The sequence below is a fragment of the Psychromarinibacter sediminicola genome (assembly GCF_029168335.1).
In the GTDB taxonomy this organism is placed as follows: domain Bacteria; phylum Pseudomonadota; class Alphaproteobacteria; order Rhodobacterales; family Rhodobacteraceae; genus Psychromarinibacter; species Psychromarinibacter sediminicola.
The window spans coordinates 1-1705 of sequence record NZ_JARGYC010000183.1; the positions used below are offsets into that span (position 1 = coordinate 1).

Genomic DNA, 1705 nt, shown 5'->3' on the forward strand with positions numbered 1-1705 from the left:
TTTCGTCTCGAAATGCCCTGCCGACAGGCGATTGCAAAGCAATCGCCGAGAGGCGGCGCTGCACGCCGTTCCGCCGCGCGATGCAGGTGGAAATGTCCCACGGAAAACCCAGTGTCGTGCAGTGTGCGGACGGGCAGGACAGTTAGCGCTATCTGCAACGATTTCAGTCTGTTGGCCCCCCGTCCAACCTCGGACACCCGCCTCAGGGCATCAGCCGCGCCACATAGGGGGGCAGCGCGAAGGCGCCCAGATGCACCTCGGGCGTATAGTAATCCGTCGCGATGTCCGCCGCCGCGAAGCGCTTCTTCAGCGTCTCCAGGTCCACCTGCCGCGCCTCGCCGTCGGTGCCCCAGCCGAAGGCCATCGGCCCCCCGGCATAGGTCGGGATCGTCGCCAGATAGCAGGTCCAGTCCGAAAACAGCGCCTTGAACGCGCGCATCGTGTTGGTCAGCTCGTCGCCCTGCATGAACGGCACCCCGTTCTGCGTGACCAGCACGCCCCCCGGCGCCAGCGCCCGCCTGGCGTGGCCGTAGAAGCTGTCGGTGAACAGCACCTCTCCCGGGCCGATCGGGTCGGTCGAATCGACGATGATGACGTCGTAGCCGCCCCCGGTCTCTCGCATGAAGGCCGCGCCGTCGGCGATCACCAGCTCCAGCCGCGGGTCGTCGAAGGCGCCCTCCGACAGCATCGGCAGGTACTCCTTCGAGAAGTCCACCACGCCCGCGTCGATCTCGACCATCGTGACATGCTCGACCGCGGCGTGCGTCAGCACCGTCTTCGCCATGCCGCCGTCGCCGCCGCCCACGATCAGCACCCGCCGCGCGGCGCCATGGGCGAGGATCGGCACGTGGGACATCATCTCGTGGTAGATGAAGTTGTCGCCCTCGGTCGTCTGCACCACCCCGTCCAGCGTCAGGATGCGCCCGAAGGTCGGGTTCTCGATCACCCGCAGCCGCTGATGCGCGGTCTCGCTGTCGTACAGCACCCTGTCCGCGCGCAGCGCCTGGGCGTGGTCGGCGTGCAGGCGCTCGACGCTCCAGCCGGTCATGTCCGTCATCTCTCGGGGCCTCCTTGTCGGTCGGGGCCGAGCATGGGTCCGGCCGCGGCGAAGTCAACCGGGGACCGCGTTGGCTTTCGCGCTTCCCGGCGCTAGCAAGGTGGCATGGACCCGCGCCCCAAACTCGCCGCCCTGGCGGTGCTGCCGCACCAGGGCCACGTGCTGCTCGTGCGCCGCCGCAACCCGCCGGATGCGGGGTTGTGGGGCTATCCGGGCGGGCATGTCGACTGGGGCGAGACGGTGGCCGAGGCGGCGGTGCGGGAGCTGGCCGAGGAGACCGGGGTGCGGGGCGCGGCCGCGGGCTGGCTGACCAACCTTGACATCATCCTGCGCGAGGGGGGCGCGGTGCGGCACCATTTCCTGCTGGCCGCCGTGCTCTGCCGCTGGCGGGCCGGGGCGCCGCAGGCCGCCGACGACGTGTCGGAGGCGGAATGGGTGCCCCAGGCCGAGGTGCTGAGCCGCGCCCGCCCGCTCAGCCAGGACGTCGACCGCGTACTGCGCCTGGCCCTGGCGCGCGCGTGACGAAAAGGGCCGCCCCGTCGCCGGGGCGGCCCTTAGCAGGCTGCTGAAGAAGTCGGGTTGGAAGGACGTTATTCCTGTCGCCGGGGCTGGAAGGCGGGTCGCTCGCAGATGCGAACGTCGGGTCCA

2 protein-coding genes are annotated in these 1705 nt (G+C 70.1%); one reads left to right on the plus strand and one right to left on the minus strand.

Going from position 1 to position 1705, the window contains the following annotated elements; genetic code table 11:
* Window positions 1-202: 202 nt before the first annotated feature.
* On the minus strand, window positions 203-1057 hold the full coding sequence (speE, locus tag P1J78_RS24790) for a polyamine aminopropyltransferase (RefSeq protein ID WP_275570045.1): 855 nt from the start codon (window positions 1055-1057) through the stop codon (window positions 203-205).
* A gap of 105 nt (window positions 1058-1162) precedes the next feature.
* On the opposite strand from speE, the gene P1J78_RS24795 reads away from it, so the two are divergent.
* A complete protein-coding gene (locus P1J78_RS24795; RefSeq protein WP_275570046.1) occupies window positions 1163-1579 on the plus strand; it encodes an NUDIX hydrolase in 417 nt (138 codons plus the stop codon).
* Window positions 1580-1705 lie beyond the last annotated feature (126 nt).